Annotated in this window: 19 protein-coding genes; 11 read left to right on the top strand and 8 right to left on the bottom strand. The window is 61.0% G+C overall.

Annotation, left to right across the window (positions count from 1 at the left end; all coding sequences use genetic code 11):
* Window positions 1-6: 6 nt before the first annotated feature.
* The 3 genes from HHL21_RS08085 to mpl are packed head-to-tail and all read right to left on the bottom strand — an operon-like array spanning window position 7 to window position 2,515.
* Window positions 7-579, bottom strand: a complete 573-nt coding sequence (locus HHL21_RS08085) for a chorismate--pyruvate lyase family protein (RefSeq protein WP_169464754.1) — start codon at window positions 577-579, stop codon at window positions 7-9.
* Window positions 576-1,154 (bottom strand): YqiA/YcfP family alpha/beta fold hydrolase, encoded by a 579-nt coding sequence (locus HHL21_RS08080; RefSeq protein ID WP_169464753.1) that lies wholly within the window; start codon window positions 1,152-1,154, stop codon window positions 576-578. Before HHL21_RS08080 ends, HHL21_RS08085 begins: the two co-directional genes overlap by 4 nt.
* Window positions 1,151-2,515, bottom strand: coding sequence for a UDP-N-acetylmuramate:L-alanyl-gamma-D-glutamyl-meso-diaminopimelate ligase (gene mpl, locus HHL21_RS08075; RefSeq protein ID WP_169464752.1), 1,365 nt, complete (start codon window positions 2,513-2,515; stop codon window positions 1,151-1,153). Before mpl ends, HHL21_RS08080 begins: the two co-directional genes overlap by 4 nt.
* A gap of 81 nt (window positions 2,516-2,596) precedes the next feature.
* Here mpl and HHL21_RS08070 point away from each other — a divergent pair, with 81 nt between their 5' ends.
* From HHL21_RS08070 to HHL21_RS08035, 8 genes are all read left to right on the top strand, one after another.
* Entirely contained in the window at window positions 2,597-3,226 is a 630-nt protein-coding gene (locus HHL21_RS08070) for a hypothetical protein (protein WP_169464751.1), read from the top strand.
* 3 nt (window positions 3,227-3,229) lie between these two features.
* Entirely contained in the window at window positions 3,230-3,790 is a 561-nt protein-coding gene (locus HHL21_RS08065; RefSeq protein ID WP_169465144.1) for a TlpA family protein disulfide reductase, read from the top strand.
* Between the two features lie 99 nt (window positions 3,791-3,889).
* Entirely contained in the window at window positions 3,890-4,327 is a 438-nt protein-coding gene (aroQ, locus tag HHL21_RS08060; RefSeq protein ID WP_169465143.1) for a type II 3-dehydroquinate dehydratase, read from the top strand.
* A gap of 88 nt (window positions 4,328-4,415) precedes the next feature.
* Window positions 4,416-4,880, top strand: a complete 465-nt coding sequence (gene accB / locus HHL21_RS08055) for an acetyl-CoA carboxylase biotin carboxyl carrier protein (protein ID WP_169464750.1) — start codon at window positions 4,416-4,418, stop codon at window positions 4,878-4,880.
* A gap of 94 nt (window positions 4,881-4,974) precedes the next feature.
* Entirely contained in the window at window positions 4,975-6,375 is a 1,401-nt protein-coding gene (gene accC, locus HHL21_RS08050) for an acetyl-CoA carboxylase biotin carboxylase subunit (RefSeq protein WP_169464749.1), read from the top strand.
* Window positions 6,372-7,322: a 50S ribosomal protein L11 methyltransferase gene (prmA, locus tag HHL21_RS08045; RefSeq protein WP_169464748.1), complete on the top strand. Its 951-nt coding sequence runs from the start codon at window positions 6,372-6,374 to the stop codon at window positions 7,320-7,322. Before accC ends, prmA begins: the two co-directional genes overlap by 4 nt.
* 4 nt (window positions 7,323-7,326) lie before the next feature.
* The gene (locus HHL21_RS08040) at window positions 7,327-8,577 is read left to right on the top strand and encodes a DUF3426 domain-containing protein (protein ID WP_169464747.1); all 1,251 of its coding nucleotides are present in this window, start codon (window positions 7,327-7,329) and stop codon (window positions 8,575-8,577) included.
* A 10-nt stretch (window positions 8,578-8,587) separates the two neighbouring features.
* On the top strand, window positions 8,588-9,529 hold the full coding sequence (locus HHL21_RS08035) for a carbohydrate kinase family protein (protein ID WP_169464746.1): 942 nt from the start codon (window positions 8,588-8,590) through the stop codon (window positions 9,527-9,529).
* 51 nt (window positions 9,530-9,580) lie between these two features.
* Here HHL21_RS08035 and HHL21_RS08030 read toward each other — a convergent pair whose 3' ends face one another.
* A complete protein-coding gene (locus tag HHL21_RS08030) occupies window positions 9,581-9,901 on the bottom strand; it encodes a DUF167 domain-containing protein (RefSeq protein WP_169464745.1) in 321 nt (106 codons plus the stop codon).
* Window positions 9,898-10,428 carry a YggT family protein gene (locus HHL21_RS08025; RefSeq protein WP_370659686.1) on the bottom strand — a complete coding sequence of 177 codons (531 nt, stop codon included), beginning with the start codon at window positions 10,426-10,428 and terminating at the stop codon, window positions 9,898-9,900. The genes HHL21_RS08030 and HHL21_RS08025 overlap by 4 nt, the downstream gene beginning before the upstream one ends.
* A gap of 44 nt (window positions 10,429-10,472) precedes the next feature.
* Between HHL21_RS08025 and HHL21_RS08020 the strand changes: the two genes are divergently transcribed.
* Both HHL21_RS08020 and HHL21_RS08015 read left to right on the top strand, forming a co-directional pair.
* Window positions 10,473-10,724 (top strand): hypothetical protein, encoded by a 252-nt coding sequence (locus HHL21_RS08020; RefSeq protein ID WP_169464744.1) that lies wholly within the window; start codon window positions 10,473-10,475, stop codon window positions 10,722-10,724.
* A gap of 41 nt (window positions 10,725-10,765) precedes the next feature.
* A complete protein-coding gene (locus HHL21_RS08015) occupies window positions 10,766-11,632 on the top strand; it encodes a hypothetical protein (protein WP_169464743.1) in 867 nt (288 codons plus the stop codon).
* Window positions 11,633-12,920: 1,288 nt separating this feature from the next.
* On the opposite strand, the gene HHL21_RS08010 is transcribed toward HHL21_RS08015, so the two are convergent.
* The 3 genes from HHL21_RS08010 to HHL21_RS08000 form a co-directional block, all read right to left on the bottom strand.
* Window positions 12,921-14,033, bottom strand: a complete 1,113-nt coding sequence (locus HHL21_RS08010; protein ID WP_169464742.1) for a tetratricopeptide repeat protein — start codon at window positions 14,031-14,033, stop codon at window positions 12,921-12,923.
* A 380-nt stretch (window positions 14,034-14,413) separates the two neighbouring features.
* The gene (locus HHL21_RS08005) at window positions 14,414-15,520 is read right to left on the bottom strand and encodes a ribonucleotide-diphosphate reductase subunit beta (RefSeq protein WP_169464741.1); all 1,107 of its coding nucleotides are present in this window, start codon (window positions 15,518-15,520) and stop codon (window positions 14,414-14,416) included.
* 128 nt (window positions 15,521-15,648) lie between these two features.
* Window positions 15,649-18,573 carry a ribonucleoside-diphosphate reductase subunit alpha gene (locus HHL21_RS08000; RefSeq protein ID WP_169464740.1) on the bottom strand — a complete coding sequence of 975 codons (2,925 nt, stop codon included), beginning with the start codon at window positions 18,571-18,573 and terminating at the stop codon, window positions 15,649-15,651.
* Window positions 18,574-19,149: 576 nt separating this feature from the next.
* On the opposite strand from HHL21_RS08000, the gene HHL21_RS07995 reads away from it, so the two are divergent.
* A partial coding sequence (locus HHL21_RS07995) for a transposase domain-containing protein (RefSeq protein WP_206085698.1) occupies window positions 19,150-19,320 on the top strand: 171 nt, incomplete at its 3' end.

The raw sequence follows: 19,320 nt of genomic DNA, 5'->3' as shown, positions 1-19,320 counted from the left end.
TGCCTTTTATTTGTAGTGTTTTGTGGGCGCCAGACTGGTTACCGGGGGAAGGAACACCTCGGTCACCAGCAGCGTTCCATTGCGGCGGCGGTACAGGCAGCGGCGCGCATAGTAAACAGGGTCGTCCATCCCTCCCAGCACCGCGCGCGCGCGTTTGAGCAGGGGATGGCCGGCGCGTATCCGCGCAAATTCAAGTTCGCCGCGAGTGACCAGCGGGTCGTAAAACAGGGTACTGCCAAGCGAGCGTTCGCCCAGCGCCGAAAACAGCGGCCAGTCGGACGCGGTGCTCGCCGCCGGCACCACCGTGTGCGCGAACACCACCGGCACGCCGTCGCAGCGCAGCAGCACTTCGCGTTCCCACACCCGGCCCGGCCGCTGCATGCCGATCGCGCGCGCTTCATCGGCCAGGCACAGGCCCGAACTCTGGTGCAGGCGCTGCACGCGGAACGCTTCGCTGTGTGCGACCAGCCGCGCGGTCAGCGAGCCTTGCGTGACCAGCCAGTCGCGCACGGCGGCGGGTGCGGCGACACCGTTAATGTGCCGGTGCCATGTGGCCCGGCGCAGCGAACCGCTCCTCACCGGCCGGCTTCCGCCAGGCAGAATTCCAGCACTTCGTCCACATACTGCGGAAACTCCGAAATCGCGTGGTCGCTTCCTTCAATGACATGCTGCTGCGCGCCGTCGTAGCGCGCCACCATGTCGCGGTAATCCAGCACTTCGTCGCCGGTCGTCGCGAGCAGGAAGTAGCGTCCTGGCTGCGTCAGGCGCTCGATTTTCAGCTCGCGCAGCTCGTCGATGTACTCGCGCTTGAACTCGAACGGCTTGTCGGAGTGGTATTCGGTGGTCACGCCGACGTGCTTCTCGAGGTTCTTGAGCGGGTCGACGGCAGGGTTCAGCAGCGCGGCGCGGCAGCCCAGGCGCTCGGCCAGCCAGGTCGCGTAAAAACCGCCAAGCGAGGAACCGATGACCGCCAGCTGTTCCGCCGGATAGCGTTCGACCAGCGTGAGCACCAGCGCCATCGCCTCTTTTGGCGACGCCGGCAGCTGCGGGCAAATCAGTTCATTGGCGCGTCCGAGGGCCTTCATCCGTTCGCCGACGACGCGCGCCTTGAACGAGCGCGGCGACGAGCGGAACCCGTGCAAGTACAAAATCATGCCAGCGCTTCCAGCAGCTTCTGGTGGATGCCGCCGAAGCCGCCGTTACTCATCACGAGGATGTGGTCGCCCGGCTGGGCCGCGTCGACAATGGCCTTGAGCAGGAAGTCGAGCTGGTCGAAGCTGTGCGCGATGCCGCCCAGCGGTTTCAGCGCGTCGGCCAGGCTCCAGCCCAGCGCCTGCTGGCTGCCGAAGCCGAACACCAGGTCGGCGTCCTTCAGGCTGCCCGGCAGCGCATCCTTCATCGCGCCCAGCTTCATCGTGTTCGAGCGCGGCTCGAGCACCGCCAGGATGCGTCCCGACGCGCCCAGCTTCTGGCGCAGGCCGGCGACGGTGGTCGCGATCGCGGTCGGGTGGTGGGCGAAGTCGTCGTACACGGTGACGTTGTCAACCACGCCACGTACTTCCATGCGGCGCTTGACGCTCTCGAAGCGCGCCAGCGATTCGGCCGCCTGCGCGGGCGGCACGCCGACGTTGCGGGCGGCTGCGATCGCGGCCAGCGCATTGGAGCGGTTGTGTTTACCAGTCAGGCCCCAATGCACGGTGCCGACCACGTCGCCGTTAAACAGGACGTCGAAACCGTCCGACGGGTGCTCGACCATCGTCCAGTTGACGCCTTCGGATCCGCCGAACGATTCCTTGTCGCTCCAGCAGCCGCGCTTCATCACGCGCGCGATTGACGCTTCATCGCCGTTGACGACCAGGCGGCCAACACCCGGCACGGTGCGCACCAGGTGGTGGAACTGGGTCTCGATGGCGCCGATATCGGGGAAGATGTCGGCGTGGTCGTATTCGAGGTTGTTGAGTACCGCGGTTTTTGCGTGGTAGTGGACGAACTTGCTGCGCTTGTCGAAGAAGGCGGTGTCGTACTCGTCCGCTTCGATGACGAAGAAGTCGGACGGCGTGGCGCCTTGCAGGCGTGCCGAGATGCCGAAGTTCATCGGTACGCCGCCGATCAGGAAGCCCGGGGAATAGCCCGCGTCTTCCAGGATCCAGGCCAGCATCGCCGAGGTAGTCGTCTTGCCGTGCGTGCCGGCAACGGCCAGCACCCATTTGTCGCGCAGGATATGTTCCCCAATCCACTGCGGGCCAGATACATACGGCAGGCTTTTGTTCAATATCTCTTCGATCAGCGGGTTGCCGCGCGAAACCACGTTGCCGATCACGTACAGGTCGGGGTTCAGTTGAGTCTGTTCCGGGCCAAAGCCGGTGATCAGTTCGATGCCCTGCGCTTCGAGCTGGGTGCTCATCGGTGGATAGACGTTGGCGTCGCAGCCGGTGACCTTATGGCCCGCCTCTTTTGCCAAAACTGCAAGCCCCCCCATGAAGGTGCCGCAAATACCGAGGATGTGAATATGCATGTTATGTAGTGGTGGCAAAAGTCGGAATACGCGATTTTACCTGACAAGGTGGCATTTTCCGTTCAAGAGTATGATCTCGTCATGATGCCTAACCAGAACGACGATCTCCAGCAGTTGCGCTCGCAAATTGCTGCCGTCGCTGCGCGCATGATCGCGCAGGACGGCGCCGACTACGGCACGGCCAAGCGCAAAGCCGCCACCCAGGTGCTGGGCGACGAGCGGCCTGCGGCCAACCTGATGCCCGACAACCTCGAGGTCGAGGAAGAAGTCCGTCAATACATTGCCCTGTTCCAGTCCGCCACCCAGCCTGTCCGCCTGCTCGAATTGCGCAAGGCCGCGCTGCAGGTGATGGAGGCGCTGTCCGCGTTCTCGCCCTACCTGACCGGCCCCGTGCTGAACGGTACTGCCGGGGAGCACGACGATATTCATTTACAATTGTTCGTTGAGAGCGCGAAAGACGTCGAAATCTTCTTGCTGAACCGCGACGTCAATATAGAACTCTCTGAAACCCCGCACTTCAAGGGCGCGCGCCACGATCCGGTCGAGACCATCAGTTTCATGTGGAAGCGCGAAGGCGTGCACGCGGAAGTGTATGACCTGAACGACCTGCGCGGCGCGCGCAAGCCGCGTCCCGACGGTCGCTTGCCGCGCGCCGATGCCGCCGCGGTGCGCGCCCTGATTGAAGCCTCATCCGATTTGAATGAACAATAAATGATCAATAAGAAGAACCTGCTCGTGTACGGCATTATCGCCGCCACCTTTGCCGCCATGGGCGCCTATGTCGGCGTACAAAAAAAGCAACCCAGCCCTGTCACGACCAGCATCGCGCCGACCGATGGCCGCCCGCATACGCCAGTCAGTGCGCTGTTTGCCGAGTCGATGGACGACGCCAAAGGCCAGCGCCAGGCACTCGCGCAGTGGAAGGGCAAGGCCCTGGTGGTGAACTTCTGGGCGCCGTGGTGCGCCCCCTGCGTCGAAGAAATGCCGGAACTGGACCAGCTGGCCAAGGACAGCGTGAAGAACAATATCAACATCATTGGCATCGGCATCGATTCGGCCGCGAACATTGCTCAATTTGCCGAGAAATTCAAAATTTCCTACCCGCTGTATGTATCCGGCTTGCGCGGCACCGAACTGGCGCGTGAATTCGGTAACGCCAGCGGTGGCTTGCCGTACACTGTATTGATCGGGCCTGACGGACAGGTCCGCAAGACCTATCTTGGCCGCCTGAAGTTCGAAGAACTGAAGGCCGACCTGGCCGCACTTGGCTCTTAAACGCACGACCGTACGATTTCAGAAGGGCAATTTTATCGCTTGCCAATGACCATCGTTGGCGGCAAAATGCCTGACTTTCGCAGAAAACGACCTTTATACATGGCAAAAAAGCTACTCCTGCTCAACGGTCCCAACCTGAACCTGCTGGGATCCCGGGAGCCTGAGGTGTACGGCGCCGCAACACTGGCCGACATCGAAAGCGCAGCGACAGCCCAGGCGGGCGCGGCGGGAGCGACGCTTTCCTGCTATCAAAGTAATCACGAAGGTGCGCTGATCGACCGTATTCACGCCGCAAAAACGGACGGCGTCGACATGATCGTCATCAATCCGGGCGGCCTGACGCATACCAGCGTCGCCCTGCGCGACGCCTTGGCGGGCGTGGCGATCCCCTTTCTCGAGGTGCATATTTCGAATATCTACCAACGCGAAGAGTTTCGTCATCACTCATTTTTGTCGGCCATAGCGCAGGGAACGATCTGTGGGCTGGGCACGGATGTATATCGCCTTGCCATCGACTTTGCGCTTAAAAAGCGTTAATCTTCGCCATCTTCACGCATTTGCGAGGGCGGCCCGACCAGGGCGCACCGCATACTCTTAATTACACAATAATTCCAAGGGGTTTCACATGGATTTACGAAAACTCAAGACACTGATCGACCTCGTAGCCGAGTCGGACATCGCCGAACTCGAAGTGACCGAGGGCGAGAGCAAAGTTCGCATCGTCAAGTCGTCCGCAAACCCACAGAACCAGATGGTCATGATGCAGCCGCACCAGATGCATCAGCAGTACTCGGCCCCGATGCACGCCGGCGCGCCGGTTGAAGCCGCCGCAGCGCCGGTCGCCGCCGTCGAAACCGGCCATGTCGTGACGTCGCCGATGGTCGGCACCTTCTACCGTTCGTCCGCACCAGGCGCAGCCGCGTTTGTCGAAGTCGGCTCGACCATCAAGGAAGGCGAAACCCTTTGCATCATCGAAGCGATGAAGCTCCTGAACGAAATCGATTCGGACTTCTCGGGCACCGTGACCAAGATCCTGGTCGAAAACGGCCAGCCAGTCGAATTCGGTCAACCATTGTTTGTGATCGGCTAAGGAAGCAGCGCGTGCGGCACCCGGTGCCGCAGCCATTCCTGACGTTCCCATGTTGTTCCCGGCTCAGGCCGGCACTCACAGAAACACCGAACCTATGTTTGAAAAAATCCTAATCGCCAACCGCGGCGAAATCGCGCTACGCATCCAGCGCGCCTGCCGCGAGATGGGCATCAAGACGGTTGTCGTCCACTCCGAAGCGGACAAAGACGCCAAATACGTGAAGCTGGCGGACGAATCGGTCTGCATCGGTCCTGCGCAATCGAGCCTGAGCTACCTGAACATGCCGGCGATTATCAGCGCGGCCGAAGTGACCGACGCCGAAGCGATCCACCCGGGTTATGGCTTCTTGTCCGAGAACGCCGACTTCGCCGAGCGCGTCGAAAAATCCGGCTTCGTCTTCATCGGCCCGCGTTCCGACTCGATCCGCCTGATGGGCGACAAGGTCTCGGCCAAGCAGGCGATGATCCGCACCGGCGTGCCATGCGTGCCAGGTTCGGAAGGCGCCCTGACGGACGACCCGAAGGAAATCATCCAGACCGCGCGCAAGGTCGGCTACCCGGTCATCATCAAGGCGGCCGGCGGCGGCGGCGGACGCGGCATGCGCGTCGTGCACACCGAAGCGGCCCTGCTGAACGCTGTCGCGATGACCAAGACCGAAGCCGGCACCGCCTTCGGCAATCCAGAAGTCTATATGGAGAAGTACCTGGAGAATCCTCGTCACATCGAGATCCAGATCCTCGCCGACGAACACAAGAACGCCGTCTGGCTGGGCGAACGCGACTGCTCGATGCAGCGCCGCCACCAGAAGGTGATCGAAGAGGCACCAGCGCCGGGCATCCCGCGCAAACTGATCGAAAAGATCGGCGACCGCTGCGCTGAAGCCTGCCGCAAGATCGGCTACCGCGGCGCCGGCACGTTCGAGTTCTTGTACGAGAACGGCGAGTTCTACTTCATCGAAATGAACACCCGCGTCCAGGTGGAGCATCCGGTCACCGAGATGATCACCGGGATCGACATCGTCCAGGAACAGATCCGCATCGCGGCCGGCGAGAAGCTGCGCTTCAAGCAGCGCGACATCATGTTGTCGGGCCACGCGATCGAGTGCCGCATCAACGCGGAAGACCCGTTCAAGTTCACGCCGTCCCCTGGCCGCATCAATGCCTGGCATCCGCCGGGCGGCCCTGGCATCCGCGTCGACTCGCACTCGTACGCCGGCTACTACGTTCCGCCGCACTACGACTCGATGATCGGCAAGGTCATCGCCTACGGCGCCACGCGCGACCAGGCGATCCGCCGCATGCAGATCGCGCTGTCCGAAATGGTGGTTGAGGGCATCCTCACGAATATCCCGCTGCACCGCGAACTGATGGTCGATGCGCGCTTCATCGAAGGCGGCACCAACATCCACTACCTCGAACAGAAGCTGGCCAACAAGCCGGACCTGCCGAAAGCAGGCAGCATCGCGACCAAATCGGAAGTCAAGGCAGAAGCATGAGCTGGACCGAAGTCGTCATCGAGATCGCACGCGAACACGCAGAGGCGTTGTCCGACGCCCTGATGGAAGCGGGCGCGCTGTCGGTTTCGGTGGAAGACGCCGACGAAGGCACCGACCAGGAAAAGCCGCTGTTTGGCGAACCTGGCATGGAGCCGACGGAAGCGGCTTGGGAACACAGCCGCGTGGTTGCGCTGACCGACGTCGACGCCGACCAGGCAGCGATCGTCGCGGAAGCGGCAGCCGCCATCAAGCTCGATAAAGCCCCTCCGTTCACCACCCGCGCGGTGGCGGACGAGGACTGGGTGCGCCTGACGCAGTCGCAGTTCGCGCCTATCCACATCGGCAAGAACATCTGGGTTGTCCCGAGCTGGCACGAGGCGCCGGATCCGGACGGCCTGATCCTCGAACTGGACCCGGGCCTGGCGTTCGGCACCGGCAGCCATCCGACTACGCGCCTGTGCATGGAATGGCTGGAAGCGCACCCTGCTCCCGGCAAGACCGTGCTCGATTACGGCTGCGGTTCCGGCATCCTCGCGATGGTGGCCAAGAAGATGGGCGCGGGCGATGTGGCCGGCGTCGACATCGATCCGCAAGCGATCGAGTCGGCCAGGGACAACGCAGTGCGCAACAACTGCGAGATCACCTGGTACCTGCCGGACCAGCTGGCGACCGCAAAGCCTGAACATGCAACCGGCCGTTTCGACACGGTGGTGGCCAATATCCTGTCGAGCCCATTGAAGCTGATGGCGCCGATGCTGGCTGGACGCGTCGCGCCTGGCGGAGCGCTGATCTTGTCGGGCGTGCTCGCGCGCCAGGCCGAGGAAGTGGCTGCAGCCTACGCGCCGTTCATCAAGCTGGGCGTCTGGGCCGAACAGGATGGCTGGGTCGCCCTGCACGGCCGGATGGGAAGCGACATCGTACCGCCGGCACGTTCAACTGGCGAGTAAGGGCATGGCGCTCGCCACCCGCTGCCCCCATTGCCACACGACCTTCCGGGTCGCTGCGGACCAGCTCAAGCTGCGTGGGGGTATCGTGCGTTGCGGCGCATGCAAAGAAGTATTCGACGGTAATGCCATGCTGGTCAACCTGGACGCGCCTGCGCCAGAACCAGCACCGGCCGCCGTCGAACCTCCATTACCTCCCCCTGTAGAAGTCCCCGTCGAAGCTGAAGCTGAAGCTGAAGCTGAGGCGCCGCCGGAAGCAGACATCCCCGCCGCCGAAGAACCGTCCGCACCAGAGCCAGTACCGGCGGAGAGCGTCGAACAGTTCTACACGCTGGATTTCGATACGGCGATCGAATCGGCCGCGCTTGTGCCGCAGCCCGAAGCCGAACCCGTTACGGAATCCGAACCGGAGCCGGAGCCGGATTCGGAGGTTGGGCCTGAACCTGAGCCTCATCCTGAAGCAGAGGTGCGCCTGCGCCCGCCGCACCTGGCCGCGGAAGACGAGCAACCCGAATTAGTCGCAGACGAAGAAATCGTCGCAACGGCCCTGCCCGACGAAACCGAAGGCCCTGACCCGGCAGTACTGCTGATGCGTGAATCCGCGCCGGGAGAACCGCAGGAAGCTGTCGAACCGCCGGCGCTTCCCCGCCCTGCTCCGCGCAAGGCCGGCCGCAAAACGCCTCGGCCGCCAGCACCTCGTCCCGCACCAATGGCGGAACCGGTCGAACCAGAACACGAAGAACCCGAATTCGTGCGCCTCGGCCGACTGCAGGAGCAGTCCAGCCGCTCGCACCGCATCCTGATGGGCTTCGGCTCCGCAGTCCTCGTAGTCGCGCTGCTGATCCAGGCGATGACCACCTTCCGCAATTCGCTCGCGGCCCAGTTCCCGCAACTGAAGCCGGCGCTGGTCGCCACCTGCGCCATATTCGGCTGCCGTGTCGAACTGCCTGCGCAGATCGACGAACTGGCGATCGAAACGGGCGAACTGGAGACGATCTCCGGCGACACCTTCCTGCTCACTACATCGCTGCACAACCAGGGCCGCCTGGCCCAGGCCTGGCCGAATATCGAACTCGCCCTGACCGACGCCGACAACAAGACCGTGCTGCGGCGCGTCTTCGCACCCGCCGAATACCTGCCGAAGGACGTCGCGCCGGCCAAGGGCTTCGGGGCGCGCAGCGAGCAGCCGGTCCGGCTCTATTTTGAACTCAGCCAGGTCAAAGCATCTGGCTATCGCATTGCCGTTTTCTACCCATAAGGCTTCATCCATGACCAAGACCTCGCTGATCTGCGGCTCGCTCGCGTTCGACAAAATCATGCAATATCACGGCCGTTTCGGCGAAACGCTGCTGGCCGACCAACTGCACAAGGTCAACGTATCGTTCCTGGTCCCGACCCTGCGCACCGAATTCGGCGGCTGCTCGGCCAACGTCGCATACAACCTGAAGATGCTGGGCGGCGACCCGCTGATCATGGCCACCATCGGCCAGGACGGCGGCGAATACCTCGACCGCCTCGGCAAGCTTGGCATCGAAACGCGCGCGATCCGCACCATCGGGCACGCCTACACGGCCCAGTGCTTCGTCACCGCGGACCTCGACAACAACCAGATCAACGCCTTCCACCCGGGTGCGATGCAGTTCTCGCACGAGAACAACGTCGCCGACGTCGGTGCGGTGCGCGTCGCCATCATCGCGCCGGACGGCCGTGACGGCATGCTCAAGCACGCCGCCGACTGCGCGAGCCTGAATGTGCCCTTCATGTTCGACCCGGGCCAGCAGTTGCCGATGTTCAGCGGCGAAGAACTGATCAAGTTCATCGACGAAGCCAGCTATGTCGCGGCGAATGACTACGAATTCGAAATGCTGATGGACCGTACCGGCCTGGCCTTGCCGCAGATCGCGGAGCGCCTGGAAGCGCTGATCGTGACGCGCGGTGAGAAGGGTTCGGAGATCTACGCCAAGGGCGAGCGTTTCGAGATTCCATGCGTGCCCGCGGCGGCGGTGGTCGACCCGACCGGCTGCGGCGACGCGTTCCGCGCCGGCCTGCTGCACGGGATTACCAACGACTGGGACTGGCCGACCACTGGCCGCCTGGCCAGCCTGCTGGGCGCGATCAAGATTGCGCATCAGGGTGGGCAGAACCACTCGTTCACGGCGCAGGAAATCGCTCAGAAGTTCGAGGCGGCGTTCGGGTACAAGCACCCGTAACCGGCCCGAACCCGTAGGGCGGACCAGGGCGCAGGACTCGGCGCCCCCCCCCTACGGAATCAATAAAAGTAACAGCATTTCAACGGCATCCACCGTCAACGTCTCAGACCTGACCTCAATCAGCTTGCGTTTGTTTGCCTGCCCATGCGTGATGGTCACCGCGCTGCGCGGCACCGACAGCGCCTCGGCCAGATACCGCACCAGCGCCTCATTCGCCTTGCCCTCGATCGGCTGCGCCTGCAGCTTGAGCTTGAGCTTGAGCTTGAGCGCGTCGTCCAGCACGCCGATTACTTCGGTCTTCTTCGCATTCGGCTGGATCTGTACCGCCAGCCGCACTCCGCCAGGGAGCGCGGAGCACCACGCACGGCTCACCGGAAGCCGAATACCATGCCCAGCACAACCTGGGCGATCTGCAGCAGTATGAGGGCCACCAGCAGCGACAGGTCAAGCCCGCCTACCAGCGGCACCACGCGGCGCAGTGGACGCAGCAGCGGGTCGTTCAAGGCGCGCACGAACGGCGCCAGGGGGGCATGCGGGTTCACCCAGCTGAAGATCGCCTCGATGATCAGGAGTGCGATGAAGCCATAAATGATCCATGTGAAGAAGCGGTACAGCGCGAGCAGGAACATCGCTTCGCCCGAAGCGCCGGTGAGCAGCACCACCGAAGTCGCCAGCAGAATCACCAGGAAGGCGCCGATCAGGCTCGCCCAGTCATAGCCGCCTACACCCGGCACGATGCGGCGCAAGGGGCGCACAAGCCAGTCGGACAGGGTAAAGGTGAATTGCGCCACCGAGGCGGGTGGACGCACGCGGATCGCCTGCATCCAGAAGCGCAGCAACAGGATGCCGCCCAGAATGGTGGCGACCGCATCGACGATCAACTTAAGAATTACAAGCACAAGGACTCCTTGATTGTTTGCAGACCGCGCAGGCGCGTGGCGGTGTGAACCTGTTCGCGGAGCACAAAAAAAAACCGCTGTGTGAAACGTGTCACACAGCGGTATTTTGCCTTATCCAGGCACAGCTGGCTATTACGGACGGCTGCTGGTCGGGAACGGCCATGCTGCTGCTGGAGCCAGGACAGTTTTCGCTGCTGGTGCCGGAGCTGCTGGCGCCGGTGCTGCTGCCTTTTCAGGAGCTGCTGCTGGCTTTGCCGCTGGAGCTGCTGGCTTGGCTGCTGGAGCCGCTGGCTTAACTGCAGGAGCTGCTGCTTTCGCTGCCGGCTTAGCTGCTGGCTTGGCTGCTGGCTTGGCTGCTGCTTTTGCTGCTGGCTTAGCTGCTGCTTTTGCTGCTGGCTTAGCTGCTGCTTTCTTAGCTGCTGGCTTTGCTGCCGCCTTCTTCGCTGCTGGCTTAGCCGCTGGCTTAGCTGCTGGCTTAGCTGCTGCTTTCTTGGCTGCTGGCTTTGCTGCTGCTTTCTTGGCTGCTGGCTTTGCTGCTGCTTTCTTGGCTGCTGGCTTAGCTGCTGCTTTCTTCGCTGCTGGCTTGGCTGCTGCTTTCTTCGCTGCTGGCTTAGCTGCTGCTTTTTTCGCTGCTGGCTTGGCTGCTGCTTTCTTCGCTGCTGGCTTAGCTGCTGCTTTTTTCGCTGCTGGCTTAGCTGCTGCTTTCTTAGCTGCTGGCTTGACTGCTGCTTTCGAAGCGGTCTTCTTTGCTGCTGGCTTAGCTACTGCTTTCTTAGCTGCTGGCTTTGCTACTGCTTTCTTAGCTGCTGGCTTTGCTGCTGCTTTCTTAGCTACTGGCTTAGCTGCTGCTTTTTTCGCTGCTGGCTTAGCTGCTGCTTTCTTAGCGACTGGCTTAGCTGCTGCTTTAGCTGCGGTCTTCTTAACTGCTGGCTTAGCTGCTGCTTTCTTAGCGACTGGCTTAGCTGCTGCTTTTTTCGCTGCTGGCTTAGCTGCAGCTTTTTTCGCTACTGGCTTAGCTGCTGCTTTCTTTGCTGCTGGCTTAGCTGCTGGCTTAGCTGCTGCTTTCTTTGCAACTGGCTTAGCTGCGGGCTTGGCTACTGCCTTCTTGGCGGCTGGTTTCGCTGCAGTTTTCGCTGCTGGCTTGGCGGCGGCTTTTGCGGCCGGCTTCTTTACTGCGGATTTCTTAGCGGCTGTTGCCATTTGAGTTCTCCTTCATCTTCGATGGGATAGATTCAACTTACAAGATTTAAACCCGTCCGACCGATAGTCAGGCCAGGCGAATTATTCATCGGCACAAACTGGTTCTGTGTTTGCGCTAATGAATTCGGCACCAGCTGAACTGCTGCAGCTCCTCACGATTGCAGCACTTCAGCCATAGTCGTTTCCGTCCACTCTTGCCGGGACGGTAAAAAATCTAAACTTCAGATACGACAAATTCTTTGTTCCGGAACGCTGCCCGCATCACGCACTTGCAGATGCGCGAAACGAAAAAGCCGCCATGCCCGAAAAAATCGGGCAGTGCGGCTTAGTTTTCGCGGCATGTTTTAAGTGCATATCTGTTGGAGTCAGCGTCCCATTTTTGATCGGTTTGTTTGCCATCGCGCGTGGTTCAAAAACACACATTCACGTTTTGACAAATTCAATCACGTAAAGTACACGAAAACCTTGTCAGTGCGCAACTGGCGCACCGAAGTTTCGTGCGGGTTCTTAAAATGCGATGCGCGACATCGGCTCGCGCGGATTAAAGAATCGCTTTATTCGCGCGTCAAAGCGCGTCCGCATGCGCGCATCGCGATGACCGCATGCGCATTTTTCGCCGCGCATTTCACGCGCACTGGCGTCACCGTTTTCACGCACGCGAACACCCCCCGCGGGTTCACTTCGGGCGCATCCGAAGCCACGCGCGAGGGGCTATTCCCGACCGCTGCGAACCACCGCACGACAGCACAAGGTGCACCTGAGTCCGAGGCCCAATGCCCGAGTTGAACCGGCAAATTCATGATCGCGAATCAGCGTTGGCGCGACCTTCGTTTCGCGCGCGCGAAATCGCAATGCATTGATTAGTCACGAAAAAATTTTGAGAGGCGGGCGCGGACGCGCTTTCGAATGATCGCCGAGAGCGAAGATGCAGCGACGATTTGATGAGTGCTTTGTAGTGCGGCCAGGCCCGAAAGTAAACCAGCGCTGGGCAGTAAACCTGCTCGCATTTTCCGGCGCGGGATGATCTGACCTGGCATCATCAGCGACACCGCTGATCATCGCCGTTCCGGTATCGCCGACGTCATCGCAACCAACGAACCTGCCGAAAAAATTCGACCTCGTTTGCCGTCGGCGTCAGCTTTTTGCGCGACACGTTTGCGCTTTTGCGCACGGCATATGCGCGGGTGACGTGAGCGATCGTCATTGCTCAAACCGTTGGGATTTTTCCACAACTTGACGACGCAATGTGCGCGCATGAATTCGCGCGCGCACATGCGACGTCATCGCGGCCGTTAAATTTTCAAGGTCTTGAGCTGTTCTTCGGCATCGGTCCGCATGGTTTTTGCAAGCCCGGTTTTAAACGACAGCGCCTTTTCAAAAGCCGCAGCCGCCTTCGGCTTGTCGCCGACTGCTTGCAGCGATTTTGCCATCCGGTAGTGGACGTGCGGCAGCGGAGTCTTGATAACGACCTGATCCAAAATCGCGAGCGCCTCGCGATGCTTGCCCTGCTCCTGATGCACGCGCGCGACCACGAAGGCGATCAACGGACTATCCGGGTAGCGCTTTTGCGCTTCGCCGAGGACCCGCGTCGCGTCGCCATACTTCTTGCCGTTCAAATGGGTAGCGCCGATCGCCATCAGCTGCTCCTCATGGCGCTGCTGGATGGCATCGTCAAGCCCCGGCTTGAGTGCGAGCGCTCCCGCCTCGGCGCTGGCGACGTTATCTTCCTTCAGGTCGAGACTAACGGTCATCAGCTTTCCGGCTTCGGCATTCAGGGTCGCGGTTTCGCGCGCAAGCGTTTCCGCTTTTCCGGTTCCGCCGCCGACGATGAACGGGGCCATCATGTAATAGTCGAGCAGCGCGAAGCGCGCTTCATAATCGCGCGGGTTAATGTCGACGGCTTTTTTGAATGCGTCGCGAATAGTGCCGGCATATCCGATGGCCGAGGTAATCCCGCCGGCCACCGCTTTACTGCCCAGCGCTTTTCCGAGCGCAAGGTGGCAGCCGCCATTGTCCGGATGTCTGGCGATGCACTTCTCGGCCTGCGCCGCCGCCTCTTCATAGCGGCCGTCGCGCATTCCAAGAATCGCCCTGGTGCGCGCGATCATCGCATTCGCGTCAGCCGGGTCTTTCGCCAGCTTTGCAGTGGTGGCTCTTTCGACTTCAGCAAACTTCCGGCCCTTCAGCAACGCGTGGTATTCATCGGCAGCCACAGCCTGGCCCGCGATCAGCATTCCAAGCGCGATTGCGCCGAGGCCTAAGGTCGATTTCTTTTTCATCAGATTTGCTCCGAGAAACCCCGCCGTTGACGGCGGGGAGTGAAAGGAGTCGGGCGCGTAGCGCTCGCAGCCATCCAGGTTAAAAAATCTCTTGAACTTTGTTGTTGGGGCATCGTCAAATTCCATAAGTGTTTCAGTATGCGATTACGCGCCGGGGCATGATTCGCTGGTACCGTTTCCCCAATCCGCAGTCGCCGTCGGCGAGGTCGAAAGATATCCTGCGGATTGAATAAGAAGCTGGCTCGTTTCAGCCCGGCTTCCGTCTGGGGCATCAGACGCCAGTAGTGGGAATCCCCTTCCTTTAGGGAGGGGGAGGATGTCAAGTTTATCCGAGTCCTGTAAATGGTCGATGTCGCCGGCGCGTACAGACGCCGTCGCCCGCAGTGTCCGATATCTTTGCAAAAAATGCAATATATGCACGTCGCGCGAATTTCGCACACGTAAAAAAGCCCGCACTCGGCGGGCTTTCGGCTGAGGGTGCGAGCACCCTCTTATATAGAGCAGGTTTATTCCCAGTTCAGCGCGCCGCCGGTCTGGTATTCAGTGACGCGGGTCTCGAAGAAGTTACGCTCTTTCTTCAGGTCGATCATCTCGCTCATCCATGGGAATGGATTTTCTTCCTGGGCGAACAGCGTCTCGAGGCCGATCTGGGTTGCGCGGCGGTTCGCGATGAAGCGCAGGTAACCCTTGAACATCGTCGCGTTCAGGCCGAGCACGCCGCGCGGCATGGTGTCTTCGGCGTACGCGTATTCCAGGTCGACCGCTTTCAGGAACAGCTGCTTGATCTCTTCGCGGAACGCCGGCGTCCACAGCTGCGGATTTTCCATCTTGATCGTGTTGATCAGGTCGATGCCGAAATTGCAATGCATCGATTCGTCGCGCAAGATGTACTGGTACTGCTCCGCCGCGCCCATCATCTTGTTCTGGCGGCCCAGCGCCAGGATCTGGGTGAAGCCGACGTAGAAGAACAGGCCTTCCATCAGGCAAGCGAACACGATCAGCGACTTCAGCAGCTTCTGGTCGTTTTCGGTGGTGCCGGTGGTGAAGGCAGGGTCGGTCAGCGTGTTGATGAATGGAATCAGGAATTCATCCTTGTCGCGGATCGACTTGACTTCGTTGTAAGCGTTGAAGATCTCGGCTTCGTCCAGGCCCAGCGACTCCACGATGTACTGGTAGGCGTGGGTGTGGATCGCCTCTTCGAACGCCTGGCGCAGCAGGTACTGGCGGCATTCCGGCGCCGTGATGTGGCGGTAGGTGCCCAGCACGATGTTGTTGGCGGCGAGCGAGTCGGCGGTCACGAAGAAGCCGAGGTTGCGCTTCACCAGGCGGCGCTCGTCGTCGGTCAGGCCGTTCGGGTTTTTCCACAGCTCGATGTCGCGCTGCATGTTGACTTCCTGCGGCATCCAGTGGTTCGCGCAGCCGGCCAGGTACTTGTCCCATGCCCATTTGTACTTGAACGGCACCAGCTGGTTAACGTCGGTCTTGCCGTTGATGATGCGCTTGTCGTCCGCGCTGACGCGCTTGGCGACCAGGGCAGCATCGGCCTCTGGCTCGGCGGCGCCCATCGGCACCGGACGGGCTGCTGGCGTTGTTTCTTCATCCCATGACAACATAGTCGTATTCCTCTGTTGGGCTGCCGCGATGCGACGGCCTCAATACATTGTTATCCTAAAAACCGTCTATGGGTTACCGCGGGGCCGCCTAGGCTTTCGCGGGAACGACGGGGTTACTTTAACTCTTATTACTGGCAGGCTTCGCATTCCTCGAAACCGTCGTCGCCCGGACGCAGGTAGCACGCGGCGCCGTCTTCGACCTCGGCCGCTGGCGCTGCCGCCAGCGCTGGAGCCGCCCCCGCCATCGCGCTGGCCGACATCCCGCCGTCGACATTCACCGCGTTCAGCGCGCCGGTACGGGAAGTCGACTTCTCCATGTGCGTCGCCGCGATGGTGCGCAGGTAGTAGGTGGTCTTCAGGCCGCGCAGCCAGGCCAGCTTGTAGGTCTCGTCCAGCTTCTTGCCCGATGCGCCAGCCATGTAGATGTTCAGCGACTGGGCCTGGTCGATCCACTTCTGGCGGCGCGATGCTGCTTCCACCAGCCAGCTTGGCGATACTTCGAACGCGGTGGCGTAGATGTCGCGCAGGTCTTGAGGAATGCGGTCGATCTTGGCCAGCGAGCCGTCGAAGTATTTCAGGTCGGAGATCATCACTTCATCCCACAGGTCGCGCGCCTTCAGGTCGCGCACCAGGTAGGCGTTGATCTCGGTGAACTCGCCCGACAGGTTCGACTTCACATACAGGTTCTGGAAGGTCGGCTCGATACATGCCGATACGCCGATGATGTTCGAGATCGTCGCGGTCGGGGCGATCGCCACGCAGTTCGAGTTACGCATGCCGAACTGCTTGATACGCTCGCGCACCACGGTCCAGTCCATCGATTCGGACGAATCGACTTCCAGGTAGCCGCCGCGCTCTTCGGCCAGCAGCTTGACCGAGTCCTGCGGCAGGATGCCGCGGTCCCACAGCGAACCTTCGTACGACGCGTAGCGGCCGCGCTCTTCGGCCAGCTCGGTCGATGCCAGGTAGGCGTAGTAGCAGACAGCTTCCATCGACTTGTCGGCGAATTCCACCGCTTCCATCGACGAATACGGTATGCGCATCATGTGCAGGCAGTCCTGGAAGCCCATGATGCCCATGCCGACCGGACGGTGGCGCATGTTGGCGTTGCGCGCCTTTTCGACGGCGTAGTAGTTAATATCGATGACGTTGTCGAGCATGCGCATCGCGGTGCGCACGGTCTTCTCGAGCTTGATCTTGTCCAGCTTGCCATCCTTCATGTGGGCAGGCAGGTTGACCGAACCGAGGTTGCAGACGGCGATTTCGTCCGGGCCGGTGTTCAGGGTGATCTCGGTGCACAGGTTCGAGCTGTGGACCACGCCGACATGCTGCTGCGGCGAACGGATGTTGCATGGGTCCTTGAACGTGATCCATGGGTGGCCGGTTTCGAACAGCATCGACAGCATCTTGCGCCACAGGTCGAGCGCTTCGATCTTCTTGAAGACGCGCATGTCGCCGGCGGCAGCCTTGGCTTCGTAGCCGAGGTAGGCTTGTTCGAAGGCCTTGCCGACCTTGTCGTGCAGGTCAGGCGTCTCGGATGGCGAGAACAGGGTCCAGTAACCTTTTTCCATCACGCGCTTCATGAACAGGTCGGGAATCCAGTTCGCGGTGTTCATGTCGTGGGTGCGGCGGCGGTCGTCGCCGGTGTTCTTGCGCAGGTCGAGGAATTCCTCGATGTCCATGTGCCAGGTTTCCAGGTAGGCGCAGACCGCGCCCTTGCGCTTGCCGCCCTGGTTGACCGCGACGGCGGTGTCGTTGACCACTTTCAGGAACGGCACGACGCCTTGCGATTTGCCGTTGGTGCCCTTGATGTGGGCGCCGAGCGCACGCACCGGGGTCCAGTCGTTACCAAGGCCGCCGGCGAACTTGGCCAGCAGCGCGTTTTCCTTGATCGCGTCGTAGATGCCTTCGAGGTCGTCCGACACCGTGGTCAGGTAGCACGACGACAGCTGCGAACGCAGGGTGCCCGAGTTGAACAGGGTCGGGGTCGAGCTCATGAAGTCGAACGACGACAGCAGGTTGTAGAACTCGATGGCGCGCGCTTCGCGGTTTTCTTCGCGCAGCGACAGGCCCATGGCGACGCGCATGTAGAACGCCTGCGGCATCTCGATGCGGACATCGCGCACGTGCAGGAAGTAGCGGTCGTACAGGGTCTGCAGGCCGATGTAGCCGAACTGGAGGTCGCGGTCGGCGACCAGCGCCTTGGCCAGCTTGGCCAGGTCGTACTTGGCCAGTTCAGGGTCGAGCAGTTCGTTTTCGATGCCCTTGGCGATGTACTGCGGGAAGTACTCGACATAGGCGGCGGCGGCTTTGGCCTGCGCGACTTCCTTGCCGAAGACTTCCTTGCGGATCGTGTGCAGCAGGATGCGTGCGGTCACCTGCGAGTACGCAGGGTCTTTTTCCATCAGCGCGCGCGCTGCCAGGATAGCCGACTTGTGCAGTTCTTCGACCGGCACGCCGTCGTACAGGTTCTTGACCGTTTCGGCCAGGATGGCGTCGGCGTCGACGTGCTTTTCCAGGCCGACGCAGGCGGCGTTAATCAGGTCGCGGACCTGGTTCATGTCCAGCACGCGGCGCTCGCCGTTTTCCAGCACGTGGATCTGCGGGGCCGCCACCTCAAGCGAACCGACCTGCGACAGCTTCAAGGCCTTGCGTTCTTCCATCTGCTTGGCGCGATACAGCACGTAGGCGCGCGCGACATCGTGCTCGCCCGAGCGCATCAGCGACAGTTCCACCTGGTCCTGCACGTCTTCGATATGGAAGGTGCCGCCGGAAGGCTGGCGGCGCACCAGTGCCGAGACGACGTTGTCGGTCAGCTGCTCGACCAGCTCGCGGATACGCGCGGAAGCTGCGCCCTGCCCGCCGTTCACGGCGAGGAAGGCTTTGGTCATGGCGACCTGGATTTTCGATGGCTCGAACGCGACCACGGCGCCATTACGGCGGATGATGCGGTAGTCGCCGTTGGCGACGATGGCTGCGCCGGACTGCGTTGCCGTGCCCGTCGCTCCTGGTGTGACGTGGTTGGTGATGGAAATGTCTTGGGAAGTTTGCATAGAGTCTCTCCAGGAACGACGTGCAGTTTTGCCGCCGCCGATTGTTATGGGTAAAACCGTTGGTACCGGTTCGCGAACAAATCAAAAAAGCAAAAAAAATACCCCTTCCGAGCGTGCCGCCGGGTAGGGGAAACACAGTCAAAAAAGGTTTTTATAACGCAAGATCAAGGCCTTATGAGCGCTTTGGAACAATCGGGTTGAGGATCTCGGGTACCACTACATCTAGTGCATTGCTATCGAATGACACTAATTGTAGTGCCGTACCCATCCCGTTGCAATAGCTTAAGGGCCATGAAAATCTAATTTATTTGGCATTTTTTTCGCCCTGCGACCTTGACATTTCACAGCCCCCGTCCGCGTTGCCCTACGGCGTGAGTGAGCACTAACATCGAGCGCGCTTATTGGAAAGATTTGGTGCTTTTATGGTCGGTTTCGCGAGGCTTTAAAGGTCTTGCGCAGCGATGGTTTTTGCGTGCAAAAAGCACCGCGCTCGGCCTAATGCCGTTCAGTTAAGACTGAACGGCATTTTTATTTTGCTGTTGTAAACGCCGGGCATCGCTGTTACCCTTCGTCGCGATGCTCGACGATACCCTTCACTTCCTGGCCAACCATCTCGAGTCTCCGGACTGGAAGAGGCTGGGCGAGCATTTGCCATACGAGTGGATCGAGCAAGCGATCCTGAGTACGGATGCAGCCAGTATTCGGCATCGGCGCTTGCCGGCTGAGCAGGTAGTGTGGCTGATGGTG

This window comes from Massilia polaris (assembly GCF_012927275.1).
GTDB classification, from domain to species: domain Bacteria; phylum Pseudomonadota; class Gammaproteobacteria; order Burkholderiales; family Burkholderiaceae_D; genus Telluria_A; species Telluria_A polaris.
This window is presented reverse-complemented; position numbering and strand designations above follow the sequence as displayed.